This is a genomic window from Streptomyces sp. NPDC087859 (assembly GCF_044742595.1).
GTDB classification, from domain to species: domain Bacteria; phylum Actinomycetota; class Actinomycetes; order Streptomycetales; family Streptomycetaceae; genus Streptomyces; species Streptomyces canus_F.
The window spans coordinates 184686-208285 of sequence record NZ_JBIUUU010000010.1 but is presented as its reverse complement, the minus strand read 5'-3'; the positions used below and the strand labels follow the sequence as shown (position 1 = coordinate 208285).

The 23600-nt window shown below is 71.5% G+C and carries 22 protein-coding genes, 1 tRNA gene and 1 pseudogene; 9 read left to right on the top strand and 15 right to left on the bottom strand.

Features of this window, described 5'->3' with window-relative positions:
- Window positions 1-6: 6 nt before the first annotated feature.
- Both ACIOHP_RS25595 and ACIOHP_RS25590 read left to right on the top strand, forming a co-directional pair.
- The gene (locus ACIOHP_RS25595; RefSeq protein ID WP_401891221.1) at window positions 7-786 is read left to right on the top strand and encodes an NPP1 family protein; all 780 of its coding nucleotides are present in this window, start codon (window positions 7-9) and stop codon (window positions 784-786) included.
- Window positions 787-920: 134 nt separating this feature from the next.
- Window positions 921-2882 (top strand): right-handed parallel beta-helix repeat-containing protein, encoded by a 1962-nt coding sequence (locus ACIOHP_RS25590; RefSeq protein WP_401891218.1) that lies wholly within the window; start codon window positions 921-923, stop codon window positions 2880-2882.
- 53 nt (window positions 2883-2935) lie between these two features.
- Here the strand turns inward: ACIOHP_RS25590 and ACIOHP_RS25585 are convergent.
- Window positions 2936-3009 (bottom strand) — tRNA-Pro (locus tag ACIOHP_RS25585).
- Window positions 3010-3080: 71 nt separating this feature from the next.
- The gene (locus tag ACIOHP_RS25580; protein ID WP_401891216.1) at window positions 3081-4523 is read right to left on the bottom strand and encodes an MFS transporter; all 1443 of its coding nucleotides are present in this window, start codon (window positions 4521-4523) and stop codon (window positions 3081-3083) included.
- 174 nt (window positions 4524-4697) lie between these two features.
- Between ACIOHP_RS25580 and ACIOHP_RS25575 the strand changes: the two genes are divergently transcribed.
- Genes ACIOHP_RS25575 through ACIOHP_RS25565 form a run of 3 tightly spaced genes read left to right on the top strand, consistent with a single transcriptional unit; the run spans window position 4698 to window position 7000 of the window.
- Window positions 4698-5276, top strand: coding sequence for a TetR/AcrR family transcriptional regulator (locus tag ACIOHP_RS25575; RefSeq protein WP_401891213.1), 579 nt, complete (start codon window positions 4698-4700; stop codon window positions 5274-5276).
- Window positions 5277-5310: 34 nt separating this feature from the next.
- Window positions 5311-6228 (top strand): alpha/beta hydrolase fold domain-containing protein, encoded by a 918-nt coding sequence (locus tag ACIOHP_RS25570; RefSeq protein WP_401891211.1) that lies wholly within the window; start codon window positions 5311-5313, stop codon window positions 6226-6228.
- Between the two features lie 28 nt (window positions 6229-6256).
- Complete coding sequence (locus ACIOHP_RS25565) at window positions 6257-7000, top strand: MBL fold metallo-hydrolase (protein ID WP_401891208.1); 744 nt, start codon at window positions 6257-6259, stop codon at window positions 6998-7000.
- Between the two features lie 64 nt (window positions 7001-7064).
- Here the strand turns inward: ACIOHP_RS25565 and ACIOHP_RS25560 are convergent, their stop codons facing one another.
- From ACIOHP_RS25560 to ACIOHP_RS25530, 7 genes are all read right to left on the bottom strand, one after another.
- Window positions 7065-8399, bottom strand: coding sequence for an MFS transporter (locus ACIOHP_RS25560; protein WP_401891205.1), 1335 nt, complete (start codon window positions 8397-8399; stop codon window positions 7065-7067).
- A gap of 115 nt (window positions 8400-8514) precedes the next feature.
- Window positions 8515-9465 (bottom strand): VOC family protein, encoded by a 951-nt coding sequence (locus ACIOHP_RS25555; RefSeq protein WP_401891202.1) that lies wholly within the window; start codon window positions 9463-9465, stop codon window positions 8515-8517.
- Window positions 9462-10520, bottom strand: a complete 1059-nt coding sequence (locus ACIOHP_RS25550) for a 4-oxalomesaconate tautomerase (protein ID WP_401891490.1) — start codon at window positions 10518-10520, stop codon at window positions 9462-9464. Before ACIOHP_RS25550 ends, ACIOHP_RS25555 begins: the two co-directional genes overlap by 4 nt.
- Before the next feature lie 32 nt (window positions 10521-10552).
- Complete coding sequence (locus tag ACIOHP_RS25545) at window positions 10553-11257, bottom strand: 4-carboxy-4-hydroxy-2-oxoadipate aldolase/oxaloacetate decarboxylase (protein ID WP_361542936.1); 705 nt, start codon at window positions 11255-11257, stop codon at window positions 10553-10555.
- A complete protein-coding gene (locus ACIOHP_RS25540) occupies window positions 11254-12003 on the bottom strand; it encodes a PIG-L deacetylase family protein (RefSeq protein ID WP_401891198.1) in 750 nt (249 codons plus the stop codon). Before ACIOHP_RS25540 ends, ACIOHP_RS25545 begins: the two co-directional genes overlap by 4 nt.
- Before the next feature lie 49 nt (window positions 12004-12052).
- Window positions 12053-12703 carry a GntR family transcriptional regulator gene (locus ACIOHP_RS25535; protein WP_401891195.1) on the bottom strand — a complete coding sequence of 217 codons (651 nt, stop codon included), beginning with the start codon at window positions 12701-12703 and terminating at the stop codon, window positions 12053-12055.
- Between the two features lie 107 nt (window positions 12704-12810).
- On the bottom strand, window positions 12811-13665 hold the full coding sequence (locus tag ACIOHP_RS25530; RefSeq protein WP_401891192.1) for a LysR family transcriptional regulator: 855 nt from the start codon (window positions 13663-13665) through the stop codon (window positions 12811-12813).
- Between the two features lie 69 nt (window positions 13666-13734).
- Here ACIOHP_RS25530 and ACIOHP_RS25525 point away from each other — a divergent pair.
- Window positions 13735-14616: pseudogene (locus ACIOHP_RS25525) on the top strand (EamA family transporter); the annotation flags it as partial.
- A 611-nt stretch (window positions 14617-15227) separates the two neighbouring features.
- Here the strand turns inward: ACIOHP_RS25525 and ACIOHP_RS25520 are convergent.
- Together ACIOHP_RS25520 and ACIOHP_RS25515 are read right to left on the bottom strand one after the other, a co-directional pair.
- The gene (locus tag ACIOHP_RS25520) at window positions 15228-15935 is read right to left on the bottom strand and encodes a response regulator transcription factor (protein ID WP_401891189.1); all 708 of its coding nucleotides are present in this window, start codon (window positions 15933-15935) and stop codon (window positions 15228-15230) included.
- Window positions 15936-15971: 36 nt separating this feature from the next.
- The gene (locus tag ACIOHP_RS25515) at window positions 15972-16463 is read right to left on the bottom strand and encodes a MarR family winged helix-turn-helix transcriptional regulator (RefSeq protein ID WP_401891186.1); all 492 of its coding nucleotides are present in this window, start codon (window positions 16461-16463) and stop codon (window positions 15972-15974) included.
- Window positions 16464-16793: 330 nt separating this feature from the next.
- On the opposite strand from ACIOHP_RS25515, the gene ACIOHP_RS25510 reads away from it, so the two are divergent.
- Together ACIOHP_RS25510 and ACIOHP_RS25505 are read left to right on the top strand one after the other, a co-directional pair.
- Entirely contained in the window at window positions 16794-17834 is a 1041-nt protein-coding gene (locus ACIOHP_RS25510) for a zinc-binding dehydrogenase (RefSeq protein WP_401891183.1), read from the top strand.
- Window positions 17835-18022: 188 nt separating this feature from the next.
- Window positions 18023-19504, top strand: coding sequence for an MFS transporter (locus ACIOHP_RS25505; protein ID WP_361542955.1), 1482 nt, complete (start codon window positions 18023-18025; stop codon window positions 19502-19504).
- Between the two features lie 73 nt (window positions 19505-19577).
- On the opposite strand, the gene ACIOHP_RS25500 is transcribed toward ACIOHP_RS25505, so the two are convergent.
- From ACIOHP_RS25500 to ACIOHP_RS25490, 3 genes are read right to left on the bottom strand one after another with little or no spacing between them, the layout of a single operon-like run.
- On the bottom strand, window positions 19578-20636 hold the full coding sequence (locus ACIOHP_RS25500; RefSeq protein ID WP_401891180.1) for a maleylacetate reductase: 1059 nt from the start codon (window positions 20634-20636) through the stop codon (window positions 19578-19580).
- On the bottom strand, window positions 20633-21481 hold the full coding sequence (locus ACIOHP_RS25495) for an intradiol ring-cleavage dioxygenase (protein ID WP_401891178.1): 849 nt from the start codon (window positions 21479-21481) through the stop codon (window positions 20633-20635). Before ACIOHP_RS25495 ends, ACIOHP_RS25500 begins: the two co-directional genes overlap by 4 nt.
- Window positions 21482-21528: 47 nt before the next feature.
- Window positions 21529-22044, bottom strand: a complete 516-nt coding sequence (locus tag ACIOHP_RS25490; RefSeq protein ID WP_401891175.1) for a hypothetical protein — start codon at window positions 22042-22044, stop codon at window positions 21529-21531.
- A 131-nt stretch (window positions 22045-22175) separates the two neighbouring features.
- Between ACIOHP_RS25490 and ACIOHP_RS25485 the strand changes: the two genes are divergently transcribed.
- A complete protein-coding gene (locus ACIOHP_RS25485) occupies window positions 22176-22520 on the top strand; it encodes a cupin domain-containing protein (RefSeq protein WP_401891172.1) in 345 nt (114 codons plus the stop codon).
- Here the strand turns inward: ACIOHP_RS25485 and ACIOHP_RS25480 are convergent.
- The gene (locus ACIOHP_RS25480) at window positions 22510-23508 is read right to left on the bottom strand and encodes a LacI family DNA-binding transcriptional regulator (RefSeq protein ID WP_401891169.1); all 999 of its coding nucleotides are present in this window, start codon (window positions 23506-23508) and stop codon (window positions 22510-22512) included. The two genes, ACIOHP_RS25485 and ACIOHP_RS25480, sit on opposite strands and share 11 nt — an antisense overlap.
- Window positions 23509-23600: the final 92 nt, after the last annotated feature.

Sequence of the window (23600 nt, the reverse complement as noted above, 5' to 3'; positions counted from 1 at the left end):
CCGCTGATGCCCAAGTCGAAATTCCGGTCGAGGCCCCTCGCCCAGGCGCTCATCGGCGCGTTCGGCGCGCTGACGTTCGTCGTCGCGGTCCCGGCGACCGCCCACGCGGACGTGCTGACCCTGCTCCCCCAGAACGCCGACGGCCTGGAGCAGACCTTCTCCCCCGCGTACGACTACGACCGCGACGGCTGCTACGCCACCGCGGCGATCGGCGCCGACGGCACCCTCAACCCCGGCCTCAAGCTCGGGGGCGACGTCAACGGCAAGTGCCACGACCCCGCCCAGCTGGCCAACGCCAACACCTACTCACGCGCGAAGTGCAACAACGGCTGGTGTGCCGTGATGTACGCCAGCTACTTCGAGAAGGACCAGGCGACGCTCGGCCCGGCGGCCATCGGACACCGGCACGACTGGGAGCACGTCGTGGTGTGGGTCAGCAACGACCAGGTCCAGTACGTGTCGGTGTCCCAGCACAGCGGCTACCAGGTGGCCGCCCGCTCGGCGGTCCGCTTCGACGGCACCCACCCGAAGATCGTCTACCACAAGGACGGCATCTCGACCCACTGCTTCCGCTTCGCCAACGGCAACGACGAACCGGCGGAGAACGCCACCGGCAACTGGTTCTTCCCCCGGCTCGTCGGCTGGAACGGCTATCCGGCCGGCTACCGCGACAAGCTGATCGGCGCGGACTTCGGCTCGGCGACCCTCAAGATCGACGACGGCGACTTCTCGTACCACCTCGCCGCCTCGAAGCCGTCAGGGATCGCGTTCGACCCGTACGCATGACAGGCATGGCCGCGGTCCGCCTACTTTGGTAGCCGCCCGCGCCATCCGAGGATGGTTCTTCCGTCGACGATCGCCCGATGCCCGCCATCTCCCGCTTCCCCCAGGGTGGAGACACAACTCACCCTGGGGGAAGCATGGTGATCCCGCACAAGCGGACGAGAGCGGGCGCGCCGATCGCGGTGGCGCTGGCGATGGCAGTGGCGATGACGGTCCTGCCGATCACGGCGTCGGCCGAGCAGCCCGCAGCGGCACCGCAGTTGTACGTCGCCCCGTGGGGCAAGGACTCCTGGCCCGGCACCCTGGACCGCCCCTTCGCCACCCCGGTACGCGCACAACAGGCCGCACGCGCCCGGGCACCGGAGCGGACGGCCGGCCTGGTGGTGAACCTGCGCGGGGGGACGTACACCCTCAAGGAGCCGCTGCGCCTGTCGGAGGCCGCGGGTGACTCCGGGGTGATCTACCAGGCGTACGGCTACGGGACCCCGCGGCAGGAGCGGGTCACCCTCAGCGGCGGCCGCCGGATCTCCGGCTGGCGACCGGCCCCGGGGCCGCACGGTTTCTGGCGCGCGGACGTGGGAGCTCTGGAGACCCGGCAGCTGTACGTCGACGGGCGCCGCGCCACCCGGCTCTCCCGCGAGGGCGCCGGGTTCGACGGCACACTGAAGGTGACGAAGAGCGGCTACATCACCACCAGCACCGTGCCGCGCAGTTGGAAGAACCCCGCAGACATCGAGTTCGTCTACCGCGGCGGCTATGTCGAGGGCCGCTGCGGCGTCGCCGGCGTCTCCGGCACATCCATCAGGATGGACCAGCCGTGCTGGGATCTGGCCCAAACCCTTTACGGAGGGCCGGAGTTGCTCACGTCGCCGACGGCCGTCGAGAACTCCCCCAGCTTCCGGCGCGAGCCCGGTAGCTGGTACCTCGACCGCTCCCGCCCCGGTCACCACGAACTGCTCTACTTCCCGCGCCCCGGTCAGGACATGCGCCGCGCCGACGTGATCGCGCCGGTCCTGGAGAACCTGGTCACCGGCACCGGCCGACCGGGCCGTCCCCTGCACGACGTCGGCTTCCGGGGCCCGACGTTCGCGGACGCCACCTGGCTGGCGCCCAGTGAGCCCGCCGGGTTCCCCTCCGCGTGGAGCATGTATCTGCGGCCCGGAACGGGCGACGACGCGCGGCTGCTGACGGTGCCCGGTACGGTCGCCTTCCGCACCGCCGAGCGGATCACGTTGGAGGGCAACCGGTTCACCCGCCTCGGCGCCCAGGCACTGGAGTTGTCGCGGAACAGCTCGTACAACACCGTCGACGGAAACCTCGTCGACGACGTCTCCGACGGTGGAATCCTGATGGGAGTGGTCCCGCCGGACCAGAGGGGCACCAACCGCGGCAACCGGATCACCAACAACCGGATCCATCACATCGGCGCGGAGTACCACGCCGCCTCCGCGATCTGGGACACCGCGACCCAGGACACCACCATCGCGCACAACCAGGTCGACCACGTGCCCTACACCGGCATCCTGTCCGGCCCCGCCGACGACCTGCGGGGCATCATGCGCGGCAACCGCATCCTCGGCAACCACGTCTTCGCGACGAACCGGCTCCTGGCCGACGGCGGCGGCATCTACCTGCGGGGCGAACAGGGCACCTCGTTCGCCGACGGCGCCGTCATCAGCGGCAACGCGGTGACGAGCAGCAAGCACGGCGAGTGGAACGTCGGGATCTACACGGACGACAGCACCAACTGGACCACCGTGGACGGCAACGCGGTCTACGACTATGTCGCCGCCATCGGCGGATGCAGCGAGGAATGGGGCGACCGCCCCGTCCGCAACGTGCGCTACCGCGGCAACTTCTGGGACGACGCGGTGCCCTCGTGGCTGGAGCGGCGGGACTTCCCCGGGGCCTGGCCGCCTGCCGACGAGGCACACCCCGATGAGGGGTGCGGAGACCCGCACGACCTCGAGTTCACCGGAAACACCCTGCTGCCCCCGCGCGAGCCCGGACAGGCGTGCGCGGCCGACGCCCGCTGCGCCGCCGTGCTGGCGAACGCCGGACCGCTGCCGCAGTACCGGCAGCGGCTGGGCACGCGCTGACGGAACGACGAAGGGCCCTCGCAGGCTGCTGCCCGCGAAGGCCCTTCACACCGTCGGGACGACAGGATTTGAACCTGCGACCCCTTGACCCCCAGTCAAGTGCGCTACCAAGCTGCGCCACGTCCCGGTGCGACTCCCCCGGCGAACCGCGGGAACACGCAGGTAAACCCTACCGCATGGACGTGACGGCGGCGGACGTCAGCCGCGTACGGCCGTCGGCCGGCCGGCTTCAGACGGTTCGCCCGTGGCTCGCGCCGTCCCGGTCGCACGGCCCGTCCGGCGGACCGGCACCAGCAGGGCGGCCAGGGCGGCGGCGAGGCACAGGACCGCGAGCAGGGTGAAGCCGTGGGTGTAGCCGGAGCCGTACGGCAGACCGGAGGGCTGGAGCCGGCCGGTGACCAGGACGCTCGTGACCGCGGCGCCGATGGAGCCGCCGATGGTGCGGATGTTGGCGTTCATACCGGTGGCGGCGCCGGTCTGCTCGGGCGGCACGCTGCCGACGATCAGGTTGGCCATCGAGGCGAAGGCCAGTCCGATGCCGAGGCCGAACACTCCCGCGACGACGGCGATCTGCCACTGCGCGGCGTGCCAGAGGGCGAGGAATGCGAGGGCCACCGCGCCGAGCGCGGCCCCGGTGGTGAGCAGCGCCTTCGCCCCGACCACGGGTGCGAGCCGGCCGCTCAGGATGCCGGAGCAGAACATCGCCAGCAGCATCGGCAGCATCAGCAGTCCGGAGGTCGTGACGCTCGCGCCGAAGCCGTACCCGGCCGAGCTCGGCGTCTGCACGAAGGCCGGGAGGAAGGACCAGAGCGCGTACATGCCCGCGCCGAAGAGCAGCGCGACGGTGTTGGTCGTCCAGACCGCGGGCAGCCGCATGATACGCAGGTCGATCAGCGGGGAACGCGAGCGGGCCTCGGCCAGCAGCCACAGCACGAACAGGGCGACGGCCACGGCGAACAGGCCGAGTACCCGGGCCGACCCCCAGCCCCATGTGCCCGCCTGGCTCAGCGGCAGCAGCAGGGCCACCAGCCACGCCGACAGCAGGACGGCGCCGAGCCAACTGACCTTGCCCTCGGCCCGGTTGGGTGACTCGGGGACGTAGCGCAGGGCGATCACAGTAGTTGCCGCGACGACCGCGACAGGGATCCAGAACAGCCAGCGGTAGTCGAGCGCGGAGACGATGGGTCCGGCCGCGACGATGCCGACGCCGCCGCCCGCGGCGATCACGGCGGACAGGTTGCTGATGCTGCCGGGGACCTCGGACGGGGCGAACTCGTCGCGGATGATCCCGAACGACAGCGGGAAGAGGGCACCGCCGACGCCCTGGACGACCCGGGCGACGATCAGCATGCCGATGTTCGGCGCCAGGGCGGCGAGCAGACAGCCCGCCAGAACGACGAGCAGGACGCCGACCAGGGTGCGCTTCTTGCCGATCAGGTCGCCGACGCGGCCGAGGATCGGGGTGAAGACCGAGGCGGACAGCAGATACGCCGTCATCACCCAGGTCGCGGTGGACTGCGAGGTGTGCAGCGCGTGCTGGACGGTCGGCAGGGCCGGCGCGATCAGCGACTGCAGCATGGCGAAGACGCCGGCACCGGTCGCGAGGACCGCGAAGGTGAGGCGGGTGGACTTGCGGGGCATGGAGAGCCTCTCCGAACACAGAGTGCGGCCGGAGCCTCGTGGGAAGCGGTCGCGGAAAGGGCAGGGACGCACCTCGACTGGTAAAGTGGAGGCACGCCTCCACTCTAGCGGAGGCACACCTCCGCTTCAACCCGGAACGGAGGTGGACCTCCGTTTCAGCCCCGGGAGGCTTCCGTGACCGCCCAGCCGTCCCCCGTCAGCGAGATCGTCGCGGCCCGCCGGCCGACCCGGAAGGACGCCGCCCGCAACTACGACGCCCTGCTGGCCGCCGCCCGCGAGGCCTTCGCGGAGCACGGGGCGGAGGCCTCCCTGGAGGACATCGCCCGGCGGGCGGGCGTCGGCATCGGCACGCTGTACCGGAACTTCCCCACCAGGCGCCATCTCTTCGAGACCGTGTACGCGGACGAGGTGAACACCCTGGTGCGGGTCGCCGAGGAGGTGGCCGACCAGGAGCCCTGGGACGCCCTGACCGCATGGCTCGACCGGTTCGCGGACTACATGGTGACCAAGCGCGCCGTCCGCGAGGCCCTCAACGACGAGACGGAGATCTTCACCGCCTGCCGCACGTCGATGTACGGCGCCGGCACTCCCCTGCTCGAGCGGGCCCAGCGGGCGGGCGAGGCGCGCACCGACATGGACTTCACCGATCTGCTGCGCATGGTCGCGGGCATCACCGCGACGTCCTTCGACGACGACGCCCAGCGCAGGCGGGTCATGTCCATCGCCCTGGACGGCGTGCGCACCAAGGTCTAGCTTCTCCTTGCCTGACTCAAGTAAGTTCGGCCGCATGCCCCTCTTGGCTCGACCCCCGATCGCCGCCCTCGCGGCCAGGGCGATGCAGCGAACGACCCGGCTGGCCGGCCGGCGTCTGGCCACCTCGTCGTACGCCCGCTTCCCCGAGTTCCCGCGCAGGGTACGGGAGTTGACGATCCCGGCGTCGGTCGCCCCGGCCCGGGCCACGGTCTATCTGCCGGCCGTCACCGGGGGCGCGACACCCCCGGTGCACGTCAACTTCCACGGCGGCGGATACGTCATGACGCTGACCGAGCTGGACGACCCGCTGTGCCGGTTCCTGGCCGCGGAGGCGGGCGTGGTCGTGATCAACGTGGACTACGTGGTCGCCCCGCAGCACCCGTTCCCGACGCCGCCCCGGCAGGCCTACGAGGTCGTCCGCTGGGTCGCCGAGCACGGCACCGAGCAGGGCTGGGACGGCGGCCGGCTCACGGTGGGCGGGCAGAGCGCCGGCGGCGGGCTCGCGGCAGCCGTGGCCCGGCAGGCGCTGGAGGAGGCCGGGCCCCAGATCGCCCTCCAGGTCCTGCACTACCCGCCGCTCGACCTGGCGACCGGCGCCCGGCACAAGAGGGCGGCCGTCGCCCGGCCGATGCTGCGGCCCTGGATGGCCGACGTCTTCGACACCTCGTACATCCCGGACGTAGGGCTGCGTCGCGACCGGCTCGCCTCCCCCGCGCACCCGTCGGACACCGCCGACCTGAAGGGCATCGCCCCGGCGTTGATCGTCACGGCCGAGTACGACCTCCTGAAGGCGGAGGCCCAGAGCTACGCCGACCGGCTGCGGTCCCTGGGCGCGCTGGCCGGGCACCACGACGTGGCCGGCGCCGACCACGGCTACGACGGCAAGGACGAGGTGAAGGCGCGGGAGTCGTACGCGCTCATCGCCCGGCACCTGCGGGAAGCCGTCGGCTGACGACCGAGCCGAACTAAGCTGCCGGGCCATGCGATTGACAGTTCTCGGCGGCTGCGGCGCCTGGCCCACCGCCACGCAGGCATGCAGCGGCTACGTGGTCGAGTACGACGGCTTCCGCCTCCTGGTCGACCCCGGATACGCGACGCTGCCGCGCCTGTTGGCGCACCTCACCGTCGACGCCGTGGACGCCGTCCTGGTCAGCCACGGCCACCCCGATCACTGCGCCGACCTCAACCCCCTGCTCCGCGCACGGGGGTTGAGCGACGAACCGCCGCCCGCGTTGCCGGTGCACGCCCCGCACGGGGCACTCGACGCCGTCCTCGCCCTCGACAGGCCGAGCATGCTCGCCGCCGCGTACCGCCTCCACGAGTTCCGTCCCGGCGACCGGCTGAGGATCGGCCCCTTCACCGTCGGCACCCGGCTCCTGCCGCACTTCGTGCCCAACGCCGGCCTCCGGATCAGCACTCCGCAGGCGGTGCTCGTCTACACCGGCGACACCGGTCCGAGCGAGGACGTCCCGCGCCTCGCGGAGGGTGCGGATCTCCTCCTGTCCGAGGCGACGTACGTCCACCGGGTCCCGTCGCCCGGCGACGCCCCGTATCTGCTGACCGCGCGCCTGGCCGGCCGGTACGCCCGACAGGCGGGTGCGGCAAGGCTGTTGCTCACCCACCTGTGGCCGGGCACCGCCACGGGGGCGGCTCTGGAAGCGGCCGGTGAAGCCTTCGCGGGCCCCCTCGGCATCGCCGCCCCGGACCTCGTCGTGGACCTCTGACCTGCCGGAAGCCGGTCCCCGCAGCACATGCGGTGACCGGCTTCCGTCCTTGTCCCCGACTCGGTCAGTGGGCGCCGACCAGCTCCTGATCGGCGCCGCTCCGCGCGGCCGGCCGGGAGCCGCGCAGTGCCGCGATGCCGATGAAGACCATGGACGACAGTCCGGCGATCGCGAAGGCGGTGAAGCCGAACTGCCCGTTGCCCGCCGCGAGCAGCTGGCCGCCGAGCCACGGGCCGAAGACGGCGCCGAAGCGGCCCATGCCGGAGGTCCAGCCGACCGCGGTGGCACGGCTGTCCGGGGTGGAGGCGATCGAGACCGTCGCGTAGATCATCGTCTGGGCGCTGTTGAGGAAGACCCCGGTGAGGAAAACGACCGCCATGGTCACGCCCATCGGCATGTGGACGCTGAGCAGGAAGACGCCCGCGGCGGTCAGCGCGAACCAGAGTGCCGAGATGCGCGGGGCACCGAAGCGGTCGGCGGCCCGGCCCGCGACGAGCATGCCCACGATGCCGCCGAGGTTGAAGACGACGACGAAGGTCAGCGCGTTGGCGAGCTCGTAGCCCTCGCCGCGCATCAGGGTGGGCAGCCAGGTGGCGACGCCGTAGACCAGGAGCAGCCCGCCGAAGGAAGCGAGCCAGTACAGCAGGGTCTGGATCCACTCGCCGCCGCGGAACAGGTTGAGCAGCGAGTTCCAGCGCTCGGCCGCGGCCTGCTTGCCGCCCTTGGCGGCGGGCAGTGCGACGTCGTACCGCTCGGCCAGCGCGCGGGCCTCCTCGGTGCGGCCCTTGGCGACGAGGAAGCTCAGCGACTCGGGCAGGAACCTGGCGAGCACCGGCGCGAAGAGCATCGGGAGCACACAGACCCAGAAGGCGGCGCGCCAGCCGACGGGGTCGATGAGCCACTTGGCGACGTAGGCGGAGAGGATGCCGCCCGCGTGGTGGGCGGTCATCAGCAGGCCGATGACGAGGGCGCCGCGGCCGCGCGGGGCGTAGTCGGAGACCATGCTGATCGCGGTGGGCAGCAGGCCGCCGAGGCCGATGCCCGCAAGGGTGCGGCCGAGGCCTAAGACCTCGACGCTGCCCGCCATGGCACAGACGCCGGAGGCCAGCGAGAAGAGGGTCACGCAGGCGATCATCAGCTTCTTGCGGCCGACGCGGTCGGCGACGGTGCCGGCGGTGAGCGCGCCGATCAGCATCCCGAAGGTGGCGTAGGAGCCGAGGTCGCCGGCCTGGTCGGCGGTGAGGCCGAAGGTCTTCGTCTCCAGCAGGTGCGGCAGCACCGAGCCGTAGATGAACATGTCGAGGCCGTCGAAGAGCACGGCCAGCCAGCACAGACCGACGACCAGGAGGGCCAGTCTGCTGCCGCGAGCGGACAGAGCGGGGGAGGGGGAGGAAGACATCGTTGGTTACCTCTCGTGCTTGGTGCGCTAGACGCTAAGGAGCCGCCCGCCAAGAGTCAACGTTTTTGTCAACAATCTAATCGACAATCATTGGCGAGCGGCCCCTTTGCCCAGCTCAGACCACCGGCGGCGTCCCGTGCGTATGGAACGACTCAATGGTCCGCAGACCCCAGGCCTGCCCCTTCTTGCGCTCCTCCTCGGTCCAGGTGATCAGCGGCCAGTCAGGCGCGAGGACGAGCCGCGTGAGCGGGTTGCACAGCTCGATGCGGTTGCCGCCCGGCTCGTAGACGTAGAGGAAGAACGTCTGCTGGATGGCGTGCTTGTGCGGGCCCGTCTCGATGAACACACCGCTGTCGATGGCGAGATCGGCCGCGCGCAGGATGTCCTCGCGGGTGTCCGTCGCGAAGGCGATGTGGTGCAGCCGTCCGGTGCTGCCGGTCCAGTCCGAGGTGTAGACGACGTCGTACGACTTGTTCGTGTACGTCAGCCAGCGCGCCGCGATCCTCCCGCTGTCCAGCCGGATTTGCTCGGTGGGCCGGGCGCCCAGGAGGTTCTGCTGGAACTCGGCGTTGGCGAGCACGTCGGCGGCGAGGAAGTTGATGTGGTCCAAGCGCCGTACGCCCACGCCCCGGTTGGGTTTGGCCTGCGGCTGGTTCTTCAGCGCGGGCCTGAGCTCCGCGGGGGCGCGGTAGTGCTCGCTCTCCCAGTACAGGGCGTGTTCATGACCGTCCGGGTCGGTCGTGACGTAGAGGCGGCCGATACCCGGTTCGTCCTCGACCCACTTGCCGGTGCCTCCCGCCGCCTCGATCGCTTCGACACGGCGATGGAGGGCCTCCTCGCTGGAGGTGCGCAGGGCGAGCCGGCCGAGGCCGGGCTGTTCGCGGGCGGTGAGGACCAGGCTGTGGTGCTCGTAGTCGTCGAAGGTCCGCAGACGGACGGTGTCGCTGTCCTGTCCGTTGACCGTGAGGCCCAGGTAGTCCGTGAAGAAGCCGACGCTGGCGTCCAGGTCCGGGGTGAACAGCTGGGCGTGGCCGATGTGCGCGATGTCGCCGAGCGGCGGAGTCATCGGTGACCTCCTTGGGGTCGTGCGGCGGCCCTGGGGAAGACGGTGCCGTCGAAGATCTTGCGGGCCGTGCGGACCACGGCCGTGCGGCGGGCGGTGGGGAGGCCTTCGGGGGTGGCTCCGAGGCTGCTTTCGATGTCGAGGAATCCGGTGGGATGTTCTATGCGCATCCGGTCACGGCCGGGCGGAAGCTCCGCGAGATCCGCCCCCACACTGCCGTCGATCCGCAGCCCGGCGGCGACGCTGGCCGCGCCGAGCACACCGATCGAGGTGTGGCAGCGCACCGGTATGAAGGTGCGGGTGGTGACCGCGCCGCCCTCCCTGGGCGGGGCGAGGAGGGTGAGCTTGGGGACGGTGGTGTCCGAGACGTCGCCGAGGCCCATGAGCCGGCCCGCCTCCAGGCGGATCCGACGCAGCCGGTCGGCGAGCGTCAGGTCCTCCTCCAGGTCCTTGGGCGACTCGTACCCGGTGACCTTCAGCGAGCCGGCGGCGATCAGCACGGTCGGCATTCCGTTGTCCACGCAGGTCACCTGGACGCCGTCGATCTCGTCGCGGACGCTTCCCGTGGGCAGCAACGTGCCTGCTCCCGCCGGGAACTCGATCACCACGGGAGCGGCCGTTCCCGGCACTCCGGAGATCTCGGCGTCGCCGGTGTAGTCGACACGGCCGCCGGGGGTGGGGAAGGTCGCCGTGGCGTGGTCGCCGGTGTTGACCATGCGGATCCGGACGCGGGTGCGCTCCTCCCCCGCCGGGACCAGTCCGCGCTCGACGGCGAAGGGGCCGACACCGGCGAGGATGTTCCCGCAGTTCTGACGATCGCTCACCTCGGGCCGGTCGACGACGACCTGGAGGAAGAGATAGTCGACGTCGGCCTGTGGATCGGCGGACGGCGAGACGACGGCCACCTTGCTGGTGAGCGGGTGCGCGCCGCCCAGACCGTCGATCTGCCGCTCGTCCGGACTGCCCATGATGCGCAGCAACAGGTCGTCGCGCAGGGCGGGTTCGGCGGGGAGGTCGTCGGCGAGGAAATAGGCGCCCTTGGAGGTGCCGCCCCGCATCAGCAGACAGGGCACCTCCTCGGGTACGGAGGTCACGGCGTCTCCCCCGCGTACTCCTCGTACGACCGGTACTCGACGCCGAGGCGCTTGAGGGTGTCCCGCAATCCGTAGCGGTCCAGGCCGAGTTGGCCGTCGATGAAGGCGGCGCGGGTGGCGGCCTCCTTGGCCTCCCGGGCCTCGGACCTCAGAGCCGTCTCCCGGGCGCGCTCACGCGGGACGACCACGACGCCGTCGTCGTCGGCGAGGATCACGTCGCCGGGGCGGATCAGCCGGCCGTCGATGGCGATCGGCACGTTGACCGAACCGCCGGTGGCCTTGACCGTGCCCTGCGAGGAGACCGCGCGGGACCAGGCGGCGAAGCCCATGTCCCGCAGTTCCTGGGTGTCGCGGATGCCGGTGTTGGTGACGACGCCGCGCACCCCGCGCTGCTTCAGGGCGGTCGCGAACAGCTCGCCGAACAGGCCGTCCGTGCACGGCGAGGTGGTGGTGACGACCAGGATGTCACCCTCGCCGCACTGCTCGACGGCGGCGTGGATCATGAGGTTGTCGCCGGGCCAACTGAGGACGGTGACGGCCGTACCTGCGACTCGTACGCCCTGCTGGATCGGGCGGACTTCCGGGCCCAGCAAGCCGGTTCGGCCCATCGCCTCGCTCACCGTCGCCACGCCGTAGCCGGCCAGCGCGTCGACGTCCTTCAGCTCCGCTTTCGGCGGGTTGGTGACGATCACGCCGCTCACGCCAGCTCCTTCGCGATCTGCGGGTAGGGACGCATGTACGCCTCGGCCATGGTCTGGTGGGGCAGGCCCAGGTTCGGGCCGGCGTTGCGCTTGAGCTGGACGCCCCGGCGGACGGCGAGGTCGGTGTAGTAGTCCCACAGGTGCCGCTGGGCCGCGAGGCACTCCATGGCCTGGCGCTTGGTGTCCCAGACCTCGGTGATGTCGAGGAGGACCTCGGGCTTGAAGCCGCTCATCTCGGGCTGGTGCGGCTCGAAGAAGAAGACCGGCGGGGCGCCGATGATCTCGCCGGGGCCGGGGTAGCCGATGGCCTGCGCGAGGACGCGGGCCTCCAGGGCCATGCGGTTGGCGGCCGGGTGGTCGCCGTTGTACGGGTCCTCGACGGGGTGGGTGAGCACGACGTCGGGCTGGGTGTCGCGGTAGACCTCGACGAGCCGGTCGGTCAGTTCGGGGGTGACCAGCAGCGGGTAGTCGCCGGCGTCGAAGAAGCGGACCTCGGCGCCGAGGGTGGCTGCGGCCCGCTCCGCCTCCTCCCGGCGTATCGCCTTGATCTCGTCCAGCTTCCTGCCCTCGCGCCACGCCTTGGCGGACTCACCGCGCTCACCGAAGGTCAGACAGGCGATGGTGACCTTCTCCCCGCGGGACGCCGCCAGGGCGATGGCGCCACCCGCACGCCACACGAAGTCGCCGGCGTGCGCGGTGATGACAAGTGTCGATCGTGGGCCGGCGGGCGCATTGGCCTGGGTCATGCTGAAGTCTCCTTGCTGACAGGTGAGCGCCCGCCCCACGCCACCGTGATCAGTCGCGCAGCGCCTCGATCACGCTGGTGAGGTGGGCGCGGACGGCCGTCTCGGCCGCCTGCGGGTCCCTGGCCCTGATCGCCTCGATCATGGCCAGATGCTCGTTCAGGGATTGCTGCGGACGCCCCGGACGCAGCGCCAACTGGAAGCGGTGACGCACCAGTTGGGCGTTGAGCCGCTCCAGCAGTTCCTGCGCGGTCTGCTGGCCGGAGAACTCCCGGATACGGACGTGCAGTTCGTGGTTGAGCTCGGAGTAGGTGACCGGCTCCCCGTCGGCGACGGCCTTGGACATGGCCGTACCGAGGTCGGTGAGTTCGATCAGCTGCTCATCGCTCGCCGCGACCGACGCCTTCGCCGCGCACAGCCCTTCGAGGACCATGCGGCACTCGGTGATGGCGACCGCTTCGTCCACGGTCACGACCCGCACCCGTGAACCACGGTTGCGGATCCGCTCCACGAGCCCCTGGGACTCCAGGTCGATGAGTGCCGCGCGGATGCTGGCCCGCGTCACACCGAACTGCTCGGCGAGCTCGTTCTCCACCAGCCGCTGCGCCGGTGCCATCTCGCCGTGCAGGATCGCCTGCCGCAGCTGCGCGAGCGCATGCTGCTTGGCCTGCTCCCCGGTGCTCGGACGGGCTTCTTTCGGCATCGTGCCCTCCCTGAGTGAGTGCCTGTCGAACCTAAATCTAGCCAGACAAGATTGTCAACAATTTTGTCCGCTGTATTGCACGCATGCTTGTCGTCCATGGTCGCAGCTCAGCCCTCGCGATACAGCGACGTGAGCAGTTCCCTCACCGCCTGCGTGGCCGGATGCGGGTCGTCCCGCCACCACGCGAGCCGCACGGCGATGGGCTCGCCGTCGCGCACCGGCCGGTAGACGACACCCGGCCGCGGGTACTGATTGGCCGTCGATTCCGGCGTCATGCCGACACAGCGACCGGTGGCGATGATGTTCAGCCAGTCGTCGACGTCCTGCGTCTCCTCGGTGGCCGGGCGGACGTCCGGCGGCCACAGGTCGGCGGTCGCGGTACCGGTTCGCCGGTCGACGAGGAGGACCCGCTCCGCGAGGTCGGCCAGCCGCACGGACCGGCGCCGGGCCAGCGGATCGTCGGCGGCCATCGCGCACAACCGCCGCTCCAGGCCGACGATGACCGACCCGAACCGCCGCTCGTCCACGGGGCGGCGCACGACAGCCAGGTCACAGGCGCCCTCCGCGAGACCGGCCGTGGCCGAGTTGACCCGCACCAGGTGCAGGTCGGTCGCCGGGTGCTCCCGGCTCCACCGGCGCTGGAAGGCGAGGGTGTGCCGGCCGAGCGCCGACCAGGCGTAGCCCATGCGCAGATGGGCGTGGCCCGAGCTGGCGTCCCGGACCAGGTCGTCGACCTCGGCGAGCACCCGCCGGGCGTGCGCGAGAACCCGCAGTCCGGTCGGAGTCGGGGTCACCTCGCGCGAGGTGCGCCTCAACAGCCGTACGCCCAGAGCCTGTTCGAAGGAGGCGAGGGTGCGGGAGACGGCGGCCTGGGAGACCCCGAGGGCCAGGGCGGCGTCGGTGAAGGTGCCCTCGTCGACGATCGCGACGAGACAGCGCAACTGCCGGAGGTCCACATCCATGACTTCAGCGTATAGATCGGCCGGGTCATGCATTTTGTGCAAGCGTCGAGGGCGCGCACCCTCGGCCCCATGCATGAGGCACCCGCACTCCCCGCGGCCACTCCCCCGCCCACCGCCGGGCCGTCCCGGACGAGCCCGGCCGGGGTGGCCACCATGGTGGGCAGCGGCCTGTCCAACCAGGTCGGTGCCGCGGTCGGTTCGCTCGCCTTCCCCGTCATCGGCCCCGTCGGGGTCGTCGCGGTCCGCCAGTACGTCGCGGCGGGCGTCCTCCTCGCCGTCGGCCGGCCCCGGTTCCGGTCGTTCACCTGGAGTCAGTGGTGGCCGGTGCTGCTGCTGGCCCTGGTCTTCGGGACGATGAACCTCTCCCTCTACACCGCCGTCGACCGCGTCGGCCTGGGGCTCGCGGTGACCCTGGAGTTCCTCGGCCCGCTGGCCATCGCCCTGACCGCCACCCGGCGGCGCGTGGACGTGTGCTGTGCGCTGCTCGCGGTGGCGGGTGTCGTCACACTGATGCGCCCGCGGCCCTCCGCCGACCCTGTCGGCATGGGCCTCGGTCTGCTGGCCGCCGGGTGCTGGGCGGCGTACATCCTTCTCCATCGCAGCGTCGGCCGACGCTTCCCCGGAGCGCAGGGCTCGGCTGCCGCGGCGGCGCTGTCCGCCCTGTTGTTCCTGCCAGTCGGGATCGTCGTCGCCGTGCGGCATCCGCCGACGGTGTGGGCGGTCGGCTGCGCGGTGGCCGCCGGTGTGCTGTCCTCGGCGGTGCCCTGCCTCGCCGACCTGTTCACACTGCGCCGGGTGCCGGCCCCGGTGTTCGGCCTGTTCATGAGCGTCAACCCGGTCCTGGCAGCCGTGGTCGGGTGGGTCGTCCTCGGACAGCGGCTGGGCCGGCCGGAGTGGGCGGGCATCGCAGCCGTCGTCGTGGCGAACGCGCTGAGCATCGGCACCTCCCGCAGGCCGTCCCGGCGCCCCCTCGGCAGTGCCGCGATCGGCGCCACCGGTCGCCCGCGGCCCCGTCGCGTCCGCCCCGCCCACTCGACGCAGCCACGCACCGCCACCGACCTCCGCAAGACACACCCTGAGCGCTCCCCGACACGCGAACGCGCCGAGCATCGACACCTCCCACAGGACGACCCGGCCCCCCGCCGACAGTGAAGCGATCCGCACCGCCGAGCACCCACGACCCCCTCATAGCCACCCCCGCCCACTCGACGCAGCCACGCACCGGCACCGACCTCCGCAAGACACACCCTGAGCGCTCCGCGACACGCGAACGCGCCGAGCATCGACACCTCCCACAGGACGACCCGGCCCCCCGCCGACAGTGAAGCGATCCGCACCGCCGAGCGCCCACGACCCCCTCATAGCCACCCCCGCCCACTCGACACAGCCACGCACCGCCACCGACCTCCGCAAGACACACCCTGAGCGGTCCCGGCGGGATCCGGTGCGGTACCGCTCCCCACCAGGCGCGCGGGGCTGTGCCGCAGTGCCGCTCCGACGCGCGGGCCCGACCAACAGTCCCACCGGCGCGCAGGTCTGCCCCCGTGCCTCCAGCGGAGCGCTCAGCCACCGAGCCAGTAACCGAACCCCCGGCGCGTATGGATCAGCGCGGGCCCCTCTTCGTCCACCTTGTGCCGCAGCCGGGAGACGAGCTTCTCGATCGCCTGGTGTCCCCGGAACTCGCCCCACACATGCCGGCTGATCTGCTCCTTCGACAGCACGCGCCCCGCGTTGGCGAGCAGATGGCGCAGCAGCCGGTACTCGGCGGGCGTGAGGTCGAGCGGCCGGGGCCCGCGGCGGGCGCGGCACGTGATGTCGTCCAGGAGCAGGTCGCCGTATCCGGGCATTCCGGGACGCGGCCCGGGACATCGGCGGCGCAGCAGTACCTGCGCCCGGGCCAGTACCTCGGGGACGCGTACGGGTTTGATGACGTAGTCCTCCTCGCCCAGGCCGAGTTCGGGCAGAAGCCGGTGCAGGGAGTCGCAGGAGGCCAGGAAGAGCAGTGGGGGCCGGTCCGCGGGGGCCATCCGTCGGCCCCGGGCGAGGTGCGGCAGGTCGGGCAGGGCGGCGTCCAGGACCACCAGGTCGAACCGTTGCCGGGTGAGCCGTGCCATGCCCTCGGCACCGCTGCCCGCGGTGCCGACCTGATATCCGGCCAACTCCAGGGTGGTGGTGAGCAGTTCGGCGTCGCCGGGATCTCCCACGACGACCAGGACGTGCTGTCCGTCGCCTCGGGGTGGTGACGGTTTCTCCAGGAGATGCGCGTACATGGCACGACCAATCGTGGGGTCCGGACGGCGGTACGGTCAGGCGGAGAGCGGTGGGCCGACAGGGTCCTCGGCATGGTCGGCGAAGTCGTCGACGAGTCGGCGGAAGAGGCGGGCCAGCTGTCGCAGGTCATCCTCGGACCAGTCGCCCAGGGCCTGTTCGAGATAGCGGCGGCCGACCTCGCGGACCCGGCCGACCGCGGCCAGGCCCTTGTCGGTGAGCTGGACGCGCTGGGCCCGCCGGTCCTCCGGGTCCGCGACGCGGATCACATAGCCGCCGCGCTCCAACTGCCCCAGCTGGCGGGTGACATGGGAGGCCTCCACGGAGAGCCGGACCGCCAGCACCCCGGGACGCAGGGGCTCACTCTCCGCGATGTGCCGCAGAATCGCCACGGCCGCGCGGTCGAGCGGTACCCCCGCCATCGCCATGAGGCGCTCGTGCCGTCGACTCCGCCCGGCCAGGTAGGCGACCCGGGTGAGCACTCGCTCTATCTCGGCCAGGGTCGCCGGGGCCGGCGCTTCTGCGGTCATGACACCACCCTAGAGGTACTTGCCTAACTTAAGCAATGTGCAGTTGATTGCTTGACTTAAGTAACGCAACCGTGCTTGCCTAACTCAAGTAAACCGGTCCGCGTGGGACGGGAATGCTCGTCCACTCCCGACCACGCACACCCGGACCGGGGCCGCATTGAGCGGATGCGGCCCCTTGCGCCCGACCCGTGGGGACGGGGTACGGCGCGGTCACCGGGCCCGGCGGACGGGTCACTCCCCCTGCCCGCCGCCGGCCCCGGTGCCATCCACGACCACTTGCCCGAGTCCGGTAACACCTCTTCGCAGTACCTCCGGAAAGCGAGACTCTCCATGGCCACGATGAAGTCCGTCCTCACCGCCAAGAACAAGGTCGACGTGCGGGACGTCGAGCGCCCCACCCCCGGCCCCGCGGACGCGCTCGTCAGGATCCGCGCGTGCGGGATCTGCGGCACCGACACGTTCTTCCTCCATCTCGGCGGCATGCCGGCCGGTGCCGACGGCTCGACGCGGGCGATCCCGCTGGGCCACGAGCCCGCCGGCGAGATCATCGAGGCCGGCGCCGAGGTCACCGACGTCAAGGTCGGCGACCGGGTCGTGGTGAACCCGCAGGGCGTACCCTCCGGGATCATCGGCTGCGGCGGCGCGCACGGCGCCATGAGCGAGTACCTGCTGATCGAGGGCGTCGAGGCCGGCAAGAACGTCACGGTGTTCCCCGACACGGTGCCCTTCGAGGTCGCCTCGCTGAACGAGCCGATGGCGGTCGCCCGGCACGCCGTCAACCGCTCCGAGGCGAAGCCCGCCGACAAGGTCGTCGTCTTCGGCGCCGGGCCCATCGGACTGGGCGCCGCCATCTGGCTGAAGCTGCGGGGCGTGGAGCACGTCGTGGTCGTCGACATCATTCCCGAACGCCTCGAGACGGCTCTGGCGGTCGGCGCCGACGCCGTCATCGACTCGGCCACGGAGAACGTCACCGAACGGCTGACGGAACTGCACGGCCGGGCCGCCAACGCCCTCGGACAGCCCCGTCCCGGTACCGACATCTACGTCGACGCCGCGGGCGCCCCCGCCGTCTTCCAGGCCGTCGTCGACAACGCCAAGTGGCACGCCAAGCTGGTCATGGTCGCCGTACAGAAGAAGTCCGACGCCATCGACCTCGGCGGCATGCTGCGCAGCGAGCTGACGCTGATCGCCTCGCAGGGCTATCCGACCGAGATCTTCGAGGTCACGCCCGAACTCGTCGAGCACCACGAGCGGTTCGCCCGGCTGATCAGCCATCGGGTGCCGTTCGGCGAGGTCGAGCGGGCCTTCGAGCTGGCGCTGACGCCGGGGGCCGCGGAGAAGGTCGTCGTCACGTTCGACGACGAGGCGTGAGCGCTCCGTCGGCAACGCCGAGGCGGGCCGTCGCCGACCGCGGCGCCGTCGCGGTGACCCGGCGCCGCGCCTCCCCCTCCCGTCCCCGAACCGCCCGTATGCCCCCTCGACAGTCGCTTGCTTAAGTCAAGCAATACATTTATGGTTGAGTAACTCAAGCAATCCTTCTGGTTCACGGAGGCCCTGCCATGTCCGACGCCCTTGCCCGACCCGCCGCAGCGGGGGCCGCCCCGTCGCGGTCGAACGCCGTCGTGGCGGTGCTGGCCTTCGCCGGGATCGTCGTCGCGCTGATGCAGACGCTCGTCATCCCGATCGTCCCCGAACTGCCGAAGCTTCTTGACGCCTCGGCGTCGAACACCGCCTGGGCGGTCACCGCCACCCTGCTCGCCGCCGCCGTCGCCACCCCCGTGGTCGGCCGCCTCGGCGACATGTACGGCAAGCGCCGCATGCTCCTGGTCAGCATCGTCCTGCTGATCTCCGGCTCGGTCGTCTGCGCGCTGGCCGACTCCGTGATCCCGATGATCGCCGGACGCGCCCTGCAGGGCCTGGCCGCCGGCGTCATCCCGCTCGGCATCAGCATCATGCGCGACGTACTGCCCGCCGAGCGGCTCGCCGGGTCCACCGCCATGATGAGCGCCTCGCTCGGTGTCGGCGGCGCCCTCGGCCTGCCCTCCGCCGCCTTCATCGCCGACAACTTCGACTGGCACATCCTCTTCTGGACCTCCGCCGCCCTGGGCGCCGTCTCCTTCCTGCTCGTGCTGCTGATCGTGCCCGAGTCCGACGTGCGGGCCGGCGGCCGCTTCGACCTGGTCGGCTCGCTGGGCCTGTCCGCCGGACTGGTGACCCTGCTGCTGGCCGTCTCCAAGGGCGGCGACTGGGGCTGGACGTCCGCCGGCATCCTGGGCCTCGGCATCGCCTCGGTCGTGATCCTGCTCGCCTGGGGCCGCTACGAGCTGCGCAGCAGCCGGCCCCTGGTCGACCTGCGCACCACCGCCAAGCCCCAGGTGCTCTTCACCAACCTCGCCTCGGTCGCACTCGGCTTCTCGATGTTCGCGATGTCCCTGGTCCTGCCGCAGCTGCTCCAGCTCCCCGAAGCCACCGGCTACGGCCTCGGCAAGTCCATGCTCACCGTCGGCCTGGTCCTCGCCCCCCAGGGCCTCGTCATGATGGTCATGTCCGGCGTCTCCGCCGCCATCACCAAGGCCAAGGGTCCCAAGCTCACCCTGATGATCGGCGCCCTGATCGTGGCCGCCGGCTACGGCCTCAACATCGTGCTCATGTCGGAGGTCTGGCACCTCGTCCTGGTCTCCTGCGTCATCGGCGGCGGCATCGGCTTCACCTACGGCGCCCTGCCCGCCCTGATCATGGGCGCGGTCGACCCCACCCAGACCGGTGCCGCCAACAGCCTCAACACCCTGATGCGCTCCCTGGGCACCAGCTTCGCCAGCGCCATCGCCGGTGTCATCCTGGCCCAGATGACCACCGACTTCGGCGGCTACGCACTGCCCTCGGAGAACGGCTTCAAGGTCGTCATGGCCCTCGGCGCCGGAGCGGCCCTCCTCGCCTTCCTGATCGCCACCTTCATCCCGGCGAAGCGGGCCGTTGTCCCGGCAACAACGCCGCAGGACAGCCCGGGTGAGGCGGCGCAGGTCACGGGAGCCAAGGCCTGAGGCACGTCGACAGCCACGGGTCCGCCGCCTGAGTTCCGTACTCCGGGGGCGGACCCGTGTGCTTCAACGACGGTCAGGGCGGCCCGCCCTCGTAGGCCGCCCTCAGCACCGCCAGCGCCCCGTCCACCGTGACCTCCCTGGGGTTGGCGTACGCCTGACCCGCCACCTGCTCGGCCGCCACCGCCAAGTCGGCTTCTTTCAGACCGAGTTCGGCGAGGGACCGCGGAGCGCCGAGACGACCGGCCAGCTGCCACAGGGCTGTCGGGGCCGCGTCCGTGTCCAGGGCTCTCGCCACGGCGGCCACCGCGTCCGGGACCGCGGGCGCGTTGTAGGCGAGGGCGTACGGGAGGACCACCGTGTGGGTCTCCGAGTGCGGCAGACCGAAGGTGCCGCCGAGGACGTGGCACAGCTTGTGGTGCAGGCCCATCGTGGTGGCGCCGAGGCAGGAGCCGCAGAGCCAGGCGCCGTACAGGGCACGGCCGCGGGCGTCCAGGGAGGCCGGGTCGCCGGCCACGTCGGGAAGGGCTCGGGCCATCGCCCGTACGCCCTCCTCGGCCATCAGCGCGATCAGGGGCGAGGCGTCCGGGGCGTACAGCGCCTCGACGCCGTGCGCGAGGGCGTTGACGCCGCTGGTCACGGAGAGCGGTACGGGGAGGGCGAGGGTCAGTTCGGGGTCGTAGACGATGCTGCGCGGCAGGACGGAGGGGTCGCGGCCGGTGCGTTTGGCGCCGTGTTCGGTCAGGCCCCACACCGGGGTCGCCTCGGAGCCGGAGTAGGTGGTGGGTACGGCGATCAGCGGCAGGCCGGTGCGCAGGGCGATCGCCTTGCCGAGGCCGATGGACGAGCCGCCGCCGACCGCGACGCATCCGTCGGCGCCCGCGGCCCGCGCCACCTCGACGGCCCGGTCGGCGACCTCCGCGGGGACATGCATCCGGGCCCCGGTGTGCAGGCCCGCGCAGGCCTGGCCGAGGGAGTCGGCGACCGCCCGGGCCGTGTCCGCGCCGCGTGTGCCGGAGACGACCAACACCCGCCGCAGGCCGAGGCGCCGGGTCTCGTCAGGGGTCGCCGTCGTGGCGGCGCCAGGGCGCAGGACGACCCTCATGGGCGGGGACTCGTGGACGAACTCCGTCATGAGCGCTCCAGTACGAGGTCCACGCGCGCGTGCCGGAAGGGGTTCGGGACGCCGAACCCCTCGGCCAGGGAAGGGTCGTCGGTCGGGGTGAAGTCGCGGACGAGGCTCTGTTTGACGGCGAACACCGCGTCGGAGGTCAGGTAAGGGTCGCTGGCCACGAAGATGTGCGTGGTGACGGGGTCGTGTCCGGCGGCCGAGGCGATGAAGTGGATGTGCGCGGGGCGGTAGGGGTGACGGCCGGTGGCGCGCAGGAGGTCGCCGACCGGGCCGTCCGTGGGGATGGGGTACGAGCTGGGCACGCAGGTGCGGAAGCGGAAGCCGCCCTCGGCGTCCGTGGTGAACAGGCCGCGGCCGTTGCCCGGCGGCTGGATCCCGGGCTGCTGGACGTCGTAGTAGCCCTGGTCGTTCGCCTGCCAGACGTCGACCAGGGCGCCGGGCAGGGGGGTCCCGTCCGTCGCGAGCACCCGGCCGCTCACCACGCACGGCTCGCCGCCGCCCACCAGGTCGATGTTCGCACCGAGTCCGCGGGCCGGTGACTCGGTCATGTGGAAGGGGCCGAGGACCGTCGACTCGGTGGCGCCGGGGGCGTGGCCGCCGTTGATCGTCTCCATCAGCATCGACAGGCCGAGCACATCCGACAGGAGGATGAACTCCTGCCGGGTGTCCGTGCACGCCTGTCCGGTCGCCGTCAGGAACCGGATCCCGTCCTCCCATTCCTCCTGGGTCAGTCCGGTCTCGCTCGCGAAGGCGTGCAGGTGGCGGATCAGGGCGGTCAGCAGTTGCCGCAGCCGCGGATCGGCGGTGGTGCGCAGGCTGCGGATCGCCTCGTCGGTGACGTCGTTCATGTGGGCTCCTTCCCCTGTGCGCCGGCCGGCGGAACCCCTGCGCGGTCTCACTTGATGACCGCGTTGGCCACCACGACCCCCACGCCGAGCAGCGCGTCCACGAGGCCGATCAGCAGGGCGTAGGGCCAGGAGCGGTGCGACCAGCGGGCCGTCACGACGCCCAGGGTGAACAGCAGGGTGATGTTCAGGGTGAACGCCGGGTACTCCACTCCCTTCGCGGGCCACCAGCCCCAGCCCGCGCCCGCCAGGATGAAGACGGTGGGCAGGACCGCCGCGACCAGGGGCCACTCGTTGACGAGGGTGCGCAGGGCGTCGCCGCGTCGGTGCGGGGTGCGTTCCGCGATGTAGTGGGCGTAGCCGTGGGCGAGGGCGGAGGCCAGGGCCGTGACCACGAGCCAGACGGCGTCGTAACGGCGGGTCTCCCGGTCGGTGTGGCCGTACTGGGTGAGCGCGGCGACCATCGAGCAGGCCAGGACCGCTCCGTAGACGCCGCCGAACAGGAGACTCTCGCGTGTGTCGTGCGCGTGCCGCTCGGACGCGGCAGCAGCCCGGGGGTCCGCCATGCCCTCCACGATCACCCGGGGACGGGCACCCCGCCAGTCCGTTCGGCCCCGACGGAGTGTCCTGCCACCTGGGCCGATACCCCACATCCTGTCCACGGTCGCGATCGGTTCGCCGAGGCTAGGGTCGTCCCATGACCCACAGTTTCGTTGTCCACATCCCCGACGCCGAGCTCGAGGCCGAGCCCCTCGCCCCGGAGCAGATCGTCTCCGGCACGCCCGAGGTGACCGGGAAGGTGATCTGGGAGTCTGAGGACGGCAAGCAGATCCGTGGGATCTGGCAGATCACGCCCGGCGTGGTCACGGACACCGAGGCGGACGAGCTGTTCGTGGTGATCGGCGGGTCGGCGACGATCGAGGTCGAGGGCGGGCCGACGCTGAAGGTCGGGCCCGGCGACATGGCCGTACTGCGCGAGGGCGACCGTACGACGTGGACGGTGCACGAGACGCTGCGAAAGGCCTACGCCATCAACCTGTAGGCGGCGCCGCCGTCGTGCCCCGGATCTCCAGCGTGGGCGCCGCCAGATGCACCCGGCCCGCTCCCCCGCCGCCCTCGAAGCGGTCCAGGAGACAGCGGGCCGCGCGACGGCCGACCTCGTGGTTGGCGCTGTCGACGGTGGTGAGCCAGACGTGGCGCAGGCTCGCGATGCGGGTGTTGTCGTAGCCGACGACGGACAGGTCGCTCGGGACGCGCAGGCCCAGTTCCTCGGCCGCCGACAGGGCGCCGACCGAGGAGATGTCGTTGACGGCGAAGACGGCGGTGGGCCGGTCGGGGCGGCTCAGCAGGCGGACGGTGGTGCGGTAGCCGCCCTCCTCCGTCATGTCGCTGGCCTCCACCACCCCTGCCAGGCCGTGGGCCCGCATCGTCGCCTCGAAGCTGCGCCGGCGCAGCTCGCCGACGGCGCCGTATCCCGCGATGTGCGCGATCCGTCGGTGGCCGAGGCCGATGAGGTGCTCGGTGACCAGGCGGGCGCCCTGTTCGTCGTCGTTGGCGACCATGTCCACGCCCGGCAGGACCGGCTCCCGGGCACCCGCGACGACGACCGGGATGCGCTCGGCGATCGCCCCGAGCGCGGCCGAGTCGGGCAGGGTGCCGATGACGACCAGGCCGTCGGCGCGCAGGTCGAGGAAGGGGCCGGTCACGTCCTGGCCGATGCGGCGGTTGAGGCGGGTGTCGGCCATCAGCATGTGCAGACCGTTGTCGTGCAGCAGTGAGTTGAGGCCGTCGAGCAGGTCGACGAACCAGGGGTTGCGCAGATCGTTGAGGAGCACGCCGACCGTGCGGGTGCGCTGCTCGCTGAGGCTGCGGGCGGCCGCGTTGGGCCGGTAGCCGAGCTCCTCCATGGCACGCGTCACCGCCTCGCGCTTCTCGGGGCGCACCTGCTCGGAGCCGCGCAGCACGAGGGAGACCAGGGACTTGGAGACGCCGGCCCGGTCGGCGACGTCGCGGATCGTCGGTGGTCTCATGGTGTGGACCGTTCCATGAGGGCCATTGTCCTGTCAAAGGGTTGACACCTTGGGGAATGCGACTCAGGGTGGCCTGGACAGATTGTGGACCG

Excerpts from the sequence above, each read along its gene's own strand:
- ACIOHP_RS25490 (WP_401891175.1), bottom strand. The coding sequence starts at position 22,044 with ATGGCGGACCCCCGGGCTGCTGCCGCGTCCGAGCGGCACGCGCACGAC.
- ACIOHP_RS25560 (WP_401891205.1), bottom strand. The coding sequence starts at position 8,399 with ATGTCTTCCTCCCCCTCCCCCGCTCTGTCCGCTCGCGGCAGCAGACTG.
- ACIOHP_RS25565 (WP_401891208.1), top strand. The coding sequence starts at position 6,257 with ATGCGATTGACAGTTCTCGGCGGCTGCGGCGCCTGGCCCACCGCCACG.
- ACIOHP_RS25555 (WP_401891202.1), bottom strand. The coding sequence starts at position 9,465 with ATGACTCCGCCGCTCGGCGACATCGCGCACATCGGCCACGCCCAGCTG.
- ACIOHP_RS25580 (WP_401891216.1), bottom strand. The coding sequence starts at position 4,523 with ATGCCCCGCAAGTCCACCCGCCTCACCTTCGCGGTCCTCGCGACCGGT.
- ACIOHP_RS25480 (WP_401891169.1), bottom strand. The coding sequence starts at position 23,508 with ATGAGACCACCGACGATCCGCGACGTCGCCGACCGGGCCGGCGTCTCC.
- ACIOHP_RS25510 (WP_401891183.1), top strand. The coding sequence starts at position 16,794 with ATGGCCACGATGAAGTCCGTCCTCACCGCCAAGAACAAGGTCGACGTG.
- ACIOHP_RS25570 (WP_401891211.1), top strand. The coding sequence starts at position 5,311 with ATGCCCCTCTTGGCTCGACCCCCGATCGCCGCCCTCGCGGCCAGGGCG.
- ACIOHP_RS25535 (WP_401891195.1), bottom strand. The coding sequence starts at position 12,703 with ATGCCGAAAGAAGCCCGTCCGAGCACCGGGGAGCAGGCCAAGCAGCAT.
- ACIOHP_RS25515 (WP_401891186.1), bottom strand. The coding sequence starts at position 16,463 with ATGACCGCAGAAGCGCCGGCCCCGGCGACCCTGGCCGAGATAGAGCGA.
- ACIOHP_RS25590 (WP_401891218.1), top strand. The coding sequence starts at position 921 with ATGGTGATCCCGCACAAGCGGACGAGAGCGGGCGCGCCGATCGCGGTG.
- ACIOHP_RS25540 (WP_401891198.1), bottom strand. The coding sequence starts at position 12,003 with ATGACCCAGGCCAATGCGCCCGCCGGCCCACGATCGACACTTGTCATC.
- ACIOHP_RS25520 (WP_401891189.1), bottom strand. The coding sequence starts at position 15,935 with ATGTACGCGCATCTCCTGGAGAAACCGTCACCACCCCGAGGCGACGGA.
- ACIOHP_RS25485 (WP_401891172.1), top strand. The coding sequence starts at position 22,176 with ATGACCCACAGTTTCGTTGTCCACATCCCCGACGCCGAGCTCGAGGCC.
- ACIOHP_RS25500 (WP_401891180.1), bottom strand. The coding sequence starts at position 20,636 with ATGACGGAGTTCGTCCACGAGTCCCCGCCCATGAGGGTCGTCCTGCGC.
- ACIOHP_RS25530 (WP_401891192.1), bottom strand. The coding sequence starts at position 13,665 with ATGGATGTGGACCTCCGGCAGTTGCGCTGTCTCGTCGCGATCGTCGAC.
- ACIOHP_RS25595 (WP_401891221.1), top strand. The coding sequence starts at position 7 with ATGCCCAAGTCGAAATTCCGGTCGAGGCCCCTCGCCCAGGCGCTCATC.
- ACIOHP_RS25495 (WP_401891178.1), bottom strand. The coding sequence starts at position 21,481 with ATGAACGACGTCACCGACGAGGCGATCCGCAGCCTGCGCACCACCGCC.
- ACIOHP_RS25505 (WP_361542955.1), top strand. The coding sequence starts at position 18,023 with ATGTCCGACGCCCTTGCCCGACCCGCCGCAGCGGGGGCCGCCCCGTCG.
- ACIOHP_RS25550 (WP_401891490.1), bottom strand. The coding sequence starts at position 10,520 with ATGCGGGGCGGCACCTCCAAGGGCGCCTATTTCCTCGCCGACGACCTC.